Origin of the sequence: Nostoc sp. DedQUE04 (genome assembly GCF_034530995.1) — a bacterium.
Taxonomy (GTDB): Bacteria; Cyanobacteriota; Cyanobacteriia; order Cyanobacteriales; family Nostocaceae; genus Nostoc.
Window position 1 is genome coordinate 21,082 of sequence record NZ_JAVRCA010000082.1, and the last position, 6,232, is coordinate 27,313.

Genomic DNA, 6,232 nt, shown 5'->3' on the forward strand with positions numbered 1-6,232 from the left:
GGTATCGCTATCTTTGGTTTCAGAAATAATGGTGGGAAATAATGCAGAATTAAAATATCCATAATCAATCTTTCAGTCCCCCCATGACTACTATTAAGGAACAACTCATTGCTGCGATCGAAACCGCTCCAGAATCGATTCTAGAGGAAACTCTCGACTATCTCGAATATCTCAAAACCAGAAAAAATCGCTCTGGTGTTAAACCAGCAAGTGCCATTATCCAAGATGGCGAACCAATACTGCGTGGCTCCAAAGCTAAAGATTTGCTGAAATTTGCTGGTACCTGGCAAGGTGAGGACTTTGAAAAATGTCTCCAGTCTGTTTATGACACCCGCTCGCAGGCTGAATTCTGATGTATCTGCTTGACACTAATCACTGTAGTCGCATCATCTTCGGTGAACCCAATCTCATCCAACAGCTACAAGCCCATAGCGAAACGGGCGTTGGCACCAATGTCATTGTCTGTGGAGAACTACTTTATATGGCAGCCAAATCTGAACAAAAAGCCGCCAACCTCGAACGGATTAAGACTTTTCTAAACACTATCGACCTTTACCCCATTAATCTACCAATCTCAGACATTTACGGCGATCTCAAAGGTACACTTGTCAACGCATTTGGCCCTAAAGAGAAAACCGAGCGACGAAAATTCAACATACAGACTTTGGGCTTTGGGGATAACGACCTTTGGATAGCAGCTACTGAAATTTACTACAACCTCACAGTAGTCTCAACGGACAATGATTTCCAACGTATTCACCAGATTCGCCCTTTCGCTTTAGAGTCTTGGGTTTGAACAGCAATATCTAGCTTACTAACTTGGCTTTCACCACTGCCCGGAATTATCTTCTTGTTGCAACCCAATTAACTGTCGCCGCTTCCAAGCATAGTGAAGAATATTAATCCCTAATTCCTGAGCTGTCCGAATGGTTAATCTGGGTAAACTCAAATCTCTATCCAATCCCCAAGCAGTTGCTAAATCTCCAATTGCTAAAATAATTCCTCCACCAATTAACAGTTTTATCTGTTGTTGATTAACCATTGGTAAGGCAGCAAATAAGAAAGGTTTTGTCCTTAAAGGATGACTCCGTTGCAATTCTTCTAAAGGTCTTAAAGGACTCTCTAACTGTTGTGCCAAAGCTTGAGTACTCTCAATTAGAGGATTAGCATTTGTTGGTGCATCAACAAAAAGTACACCACCTAAATTTAAATAATTTCTCAGGGATTCAAATTCGAGACTATTTAAAGATATAGCCTGTCCACCTGTGAGATAAAGGATATCATAGTCTTGGATGTTTTCTGCTAAAGAAACCTGACCTGGTTCATCAGCCCCTCGCAAACTTGGGTACAGGGGTTCTACTGCTTGTAATAAATATGAAAGGCTGAAAAAATTACGCGCACATTCAGGATCGCTATGAGTCGCCTGCGCCATACATACAAGTGCTTGAGGACGCATTTGTGCCTGACGACGATAACGCAAATCAATATTATTATATCCAGGGAAAAAAGCATCCGCAGGTTGGGTAATGTCAGTATGTCCTGGTTGTAGGAGTATTCGACATATTTCTATTTCTGAACTAGCTGGTGTAGAGTTTATTTGGTCAATTCGATAAGTTTCTTGAACAATATCTCTTTGCTGTCCGCGCCGCAATTCATCAGGGTCTACATAGCTAACTACTAAGTAAATCATGAGCGGTTCAGAACTTACTACTTCTAAATCGATGGGAAAATCATAAGAAGTTGGTACAACAATTAGATTACCTGCTAAATCAATTGCAATACCAGGTTGAATTTGTACCCAACGTCCATCTCGATATCTAGCTTCTACTTGGCTTGGAGCAGTTACATCTCGCACGCCTAAACCGCAGACAATTCCTGGTTGATTTAAACTTTGATATTGAGCATTTTGCCGATTACGGTGATATTCATGGGCTGTGCGCCAACGTTCCGCATTGATTAGTAAGCCGTCTGCGGCTTGCAGGCGTTCTAAGGATTTAATTGGTGGAGGTGGGAAAGGATGGGACATAGTAATTTTAGATTTTAGATTTTAGATTTTGGATTAAAAGTCTGTTTAATTTTACTTAACTACGAATTACGAATTACGAATTATTTAATTAGAGGGATTTTCGATAGATAATTCGTATGTGCAAAAAGCAGGTTTTTCTTGTTCTATGATTCTTTGAATAAGTTCTTCGTTGATAATGCCACTAGAAATATTTGAACGCAAACGCACTATAAAATGATATGGTTGTCCACCGGCTAAAACTGCATTTCCTAATTGTGCATCTCCTATAATGAAACTTGGCCCAAAAGGTTCTGTGATACTAATATGTTTATCAGCTTCATTGGGTAAATGTTCGTCTAGCGGTAAACCAGTATAAAGATGTAAATAAAGACGCAATCCTTTACGAGTTCCCCGCCAGCGATAAAGTTCTACGGCTCGGCGAATTAAACGCCGTTGTTGCTGGAGATCCCAAACAGAATCTACTTGCCAAGCAACCCAATGAGCCATAAAGGGTAATAATGCTTGCGGTGCTGTCAAAGGGTCGAGGTTTGCCCACATGACGTTATAACTATCAACTATTGGTTGAAAAGCTTGCTCAAATATTTTCATGAAGCGACCAATAAAGTCCACCTCCCGATACAAAATTGGCAATAATTCCATGTAGGCAGTGTAGGGACGGATGTATAAATCGAAATACTCGCTTCTCTCGATTTGTTCGTTGTCTGTGCCTGAGTCTATGTGTAGAGTAATTAGGCTACGAAAATTGAGTGTTAGTTTGTCTTTTTTTCCAGGGGAAATTGCTTCTTGGTCTTCAAAAAATGTGTCGGGAATTGAGAAGTAGAGAACAGCATCCATTTGCCCACGAGGCGGTATTTCACTGCCTTCTGTGCCAATCTGACACCACTGGGATGGAAAGTTTCCTTCAACGCTTAAGCTTACCCGCAAAGGACGTTGTTCCAAGTTTTGTACTTGCACAATCATCTCGCTGGGATGTCCAGGATGCAAAAGCAAACTACGTCCAGCTACATCGATGTTTTCTGCATTTGCAAATGCTAAACCTGCCACAGGTAAAGCTTCGGGAATTTGCATTGGCGTTAATTGAATGCTTACAGCTGGACTAGAGCGACTTTGAACCATAGGATTGGGGACTGGGGATTGGGGATTGGGGGAGAAGAACTACTGACAAATGACAAATTACGAATTACGAATTACGAATTACGAATTACGAATTATTTGGATGTCGTGATTGGAACGCAGATTTGTATCAGCCCAAGAACATATCAAACCTTCCGATCCCGGATCGATCAATTGTTCTGGTGATGGTTGTCGTCGCCAATTTTCTCCTTGCTTGCGGATGGGAAACAGCAAGACGGGGCCTAAATGACGCACGCCTGGGGTTTGTTGCAGTAATGCGACAATATCTGATGTATAAACTGGTCGCCCAAATGGCCAACCTTTGCCGTCGATTCCTCCAGTTAAGGGGTTTAAATATTTATATAGCGATCGCCTCAAATTCCGACGAATTTCTTCGCTAGCAAAAGGGTTGTTGTATGCTGGCTCTAGAGCAACTTCTGTCTGTACAGAAACACCTACGTAATTTGGCTCTTGTAACTCTACTTGTACCCCTAATAAGCGTCTTTCATCTAAGTAACTCAAAATTTGCTCTTGCAGGGCATTACTGAGAGCAAATTGTTCTGGTGTCATCCCATTGCCTTGGGTGATCGCATCTGTGTTTGCATAAGGCACTACCAGTAAACTAACTATACCAGCTTGTCTACGAGAATTTGCTGGCAAACACCGGACGCGAGCGATCGCACCAGCACCCGCCTGTTGAGTTAAAACTTCAAAATCTTCAGCAGTGACGGCGCGATCGCGCGTGCGGAGGATGCGGGGAGCCTTCATCACAGCTTGTTCCAGCGATTCGGCATCTGCTCCATTGATTGCTGGTACGCGATTGACCACACTAGCAATGTATGGATATGCAGACTTCAAAAACTGAATTGCCCCAGTTTGCACATTGCCTTCTCTACCACCGCCTGTACGATAACTAACCATCCTAATCTCTGCACCACGGGGAGGAATTGCCCCATATTGGTGTTCCGACTGGTTATTTTCGAGAACTTGTACAGATGTGTCATCCAGTGATGGTTGCTGAATTCGCGTTCGCACCTGTGTTTGTTGTTTAAGTTGGCTAGGTTCCCGAATCAGCGGCCCGAATTGGATTGTACCAGTGATGGAATCGATGGTGTAATGAAAGTTATGCGGCCCAGAATCAGCAAAATCTCTCACCTCAGTCCACTTTTGCGGCAAACCACCAGCCGGAGTAACTAAAATATACTCATCTTCTCGGCGTTCTAAAATTGGTGCTGTTTGTAACTGGAAACTTTGACCGGGTGTACCATCACTAATTCCCAATCGCTCATCTTGAATCAGCGTACTATGGCTAGCCCTAACAGTACCGCCAATTGAACGCACTGCTAAACCAATAATTCGTGGCGGACGATTGTAACCAGTTTCATTCGATTCTGTGCTTACAAAGCTACAGCGCAACCAGCGACCTCGGTAAGAGGTAAAATTAGCCACAGGCCAAATTTGAGGTAAATGCAGACGTACTTCTGCACCTTGAGACGGGTTTTCACCTTCTTGGGCGATTTCATAAAAACTGAAGCCGCGAGTTTTATCATCTGATTCTTGCAATAAAACTGATTGCCAATTTTCCCCATCCCAAGCTTCCCATCTCCGGGGTGGTTGATTGGGGTTAATTCCCGCAGGAGTAGCCGCAGCCCCTTGGAAAATAATTTCTAAAACATTAGCGTCTAAAGGATCGTCAGAATTAATTGCTAGATAAAAGCAATTACCAGGCTGGGGTTCCTCTTCAAATATCGGTTGTTCGTTACCTGTCCAGTAACCGTTAGATTGACGAGTCCAGGAAGTTGTGACTCTTTCGCGCAGAGATTGGGGAATATCTTCGGTGGTTTGGGCAGTTAAGAAATGTTGGATGCGGGGTTTGCCGATAATTAAAGGAGAATCTGTGCTGAAGGTAATCGCTTCTGTAGTTTCAGTGCGGATAGTAGAGGCTTCTAATCCGGCGGGAATCGTGTAGGCTCCAGGTAATGCAGCGCTTAAATAAAAAGTTAATTCTGTGCGGGCTGGGGCGGGAGGCTGGAGACGAATACCTAGTAATTCTAAAAAAGCAACATAATTTTTTCGGGGTACTTGGTTGAATCTGAGCAACATTTGGTCAGTTAACCAAGCAAATAACTCAATGAGCGTAATTCCAGGGTCGCTGAGGTTGTGGTCAGTCCATTCTGGACAGTAGCGAGGAATACGCATGATACATTCTTGCACCAAATCATCAAAGGCGCGATCGTCTAAGTTGGAAGAAGGTAATTTCGGTAAAAAATCAAAGTTCACGATTCCTCCCCAGCTGACACCAAATAATAAGGATAAACAAAACTATAAATATCGGGACTGTCTTTGAGCCGATAATTGATGATGATGTCCACTCTGCCACGCACTGGATCGGGATCGGTGATAACTTCATCGATAGTAATGCGTGGTTCCCAAACTTCTAAAGCTTCCAATACATAAAGGCGGATTCGCAGTAGGGTATCGCTATTTAAAGGTGCAAACGCCAGTTCCGATAAGCGCGAACCAAAGGTAGGCCGATAAACCCGCTCACCTACACCTGTGCGGAGGATAATCCAAATAGATTCTTTAACTTTTTGATCTTCACGGCTAAGTTGTATCCCACCTTGCACGTTTAAATGCAGTGGATAAGCCCAACCTGTTCCCAAATAGGCTCGATCGCGACCATAAACCATATCTGGCACTTAGACAGCTGTTACATGGATATCTTTAAAGATATCGGCACAGAGAGTTTAAGCCTATTCGCCAAAGGTCGAGGATGAAGGGGCGGGGGGCAGGGGGCAGGGGGCAGGGGGCAGGGAGGCAGAATGATTTGTAATTGTAATTTGGTAAGCTGTTCCACATTTAACTTGCATATATTGGGCGGGCGAGACGCCCACCCCACAAGAAATGTACAATTTCAGATTATGTAAACTAGATGTGGTTTAGCTTATAAATTAAGATTCATAGACGAGTCTTTGATATTCGCGGACGAGTCTTTAATACTCGCGGACGAGTCTTTAATACTCGCGGACGAGTCTTTGATACTCGCGGACGAGTCTTTGATACTCGCGGACGAGTCTTTGATACTCGCGGACG

The 6,232-nt window shown here is 43.4% G+C and carries 6 protein-coding genes; 2 read left to right on the forward strand and 4 right to left on the reverse strand.

Translation table 11 applies throughout. The features are described 5' to 3' along the window. The first annotated feature begins 83 nt into the window (after positions 1 to 83). Both RM049_RS34685 and RM049_RS34690 read left to right on the forward strand, forming a co-directional pair. A complete protein-coding gene (locus tag RM049_RS34685) occupies positions 84 to 353 on the forward strand; it encodes a hypothetical protein (protein ID WP_322664900.1) in 270 nt (89 codons plus the stop codon). Then, positions 353 to 796, forward strand: a complete 444-nt coding sequence (locus RM049_RS34690; protein WP_322707422.1) for a type II toxin-antitoxin system VapC family toxin — start codon at positions 353 to 355, stop codon at positions 794 to 796. Before RM049_RS34685 ends, RM049_RS34690 begins: the two co-directional genes overlap by 1 nt. Positions 797 to 826: 30 nt before the next feature. On the opposite strand, the gene RM049_RS34695 is transcribed toward RM049_RS34690, so the two are convergent. The 4 genes from RM049_RS34695 to RM049_RS34710 all read right to left on the reverse strand — a co-directional run bounded on the left by RM049_RS34695 (position 827) and on the right by RM049_RS34710 (position 5,829). Then, positions 827 to 2,026 carry a DUF4159 domain-containing protein gene (locus tag RM049_RS34695; RefSeq protein ID WP_322707423.1) on the reverse strand — a complete coding sequence of 400 codons (1,200 nt, stop codon included), beginning with the start codon at positions 2,024 to 2,026 and terminating at the stop codon, positions 827 to 829. An 84-nt stretch (positions 2,027 to 2,110) separates the two neighbouring features. After that, positions 2,111 to 3,094: a phage tail protein gene (locus RM049_RS34700; protein ID WP_322707424.1), complete on the reverse strand. Its 984-nt coding sequence runs from the start codon at positions 3,092 to 3,094 to the stop codon at positions 2,111 to 2,113. Between the two features lie 126 nt (positions 3,095 to 3,220). Further along, the gene (locus RM049_RS34705) at positions 3,221 to 5,419 is read right to left on the reverse strand and encodes a putative baseplate assembly protein (protein WP_322707425.1); all 2,199 of its coding nucleotides are present in this window, start codon (positions 5,417 to 5,419) and stop codon (positions 3,221 to 3,223) included. After that, the gene (locus RM049_RS34710) at positions 5,416 to 5,829 is read right to left on the reverse strand and encodes a GPW/gp25 family protein (protein WP_322671276.1); all 414 of its coding nucleotides are present in this window, start codon (positions 5,827 to 5,829) and stop codon (positions 5,416 to 5,418) included. Before RM049_RS34710 ends, RM049_RS34705 begins: the two co-directional genes overlap by 4 nt. Positions 5,830 to 6,232: the final 403 nt, after the last annotated feature.

What these genes read in the sequence shown, in the direction of transcription:
- RM049_RS34685 (WP_322664900.1), top strand. Translation starts at nt 84, where the DNA reads ATGACTACTATTAAGGAACAACTCATTGCTGCGATCGAAACCGCTCCA.
- RM049_RS34690 (WP_322707422.1), top strand. Translation starts at nt 353, where the DNA reads ATGTATCTGCTTGACACTAATCACTGTAGTCGCATCATCTTCGGTGAA.
- RM049_RS34695 (WP_322707423.1), bottom strand. Translation starts at nt 2,026, where the DNA reads ATGTCCCATCCTTTCCCACCTCCACCAATTAAATCCTTAGAACGCCTG.
- RM049_RS34700 (WP_322707424.1), bottom strand. Translation starts at nt 3,094, where the DNA reads ATGCAAATTCCCGAAGCTTTACCTGTGGCAGGTTTAGCATTTGCAAAT.
- RM049_RS34710 (WP_322671276.1), bottom strand. Translation starts at nt 5,829, where the DNA reads ATGGTTTATGGTCGCGATCGAGCCTATTTGGGAACAGGTTGGGCTTAT.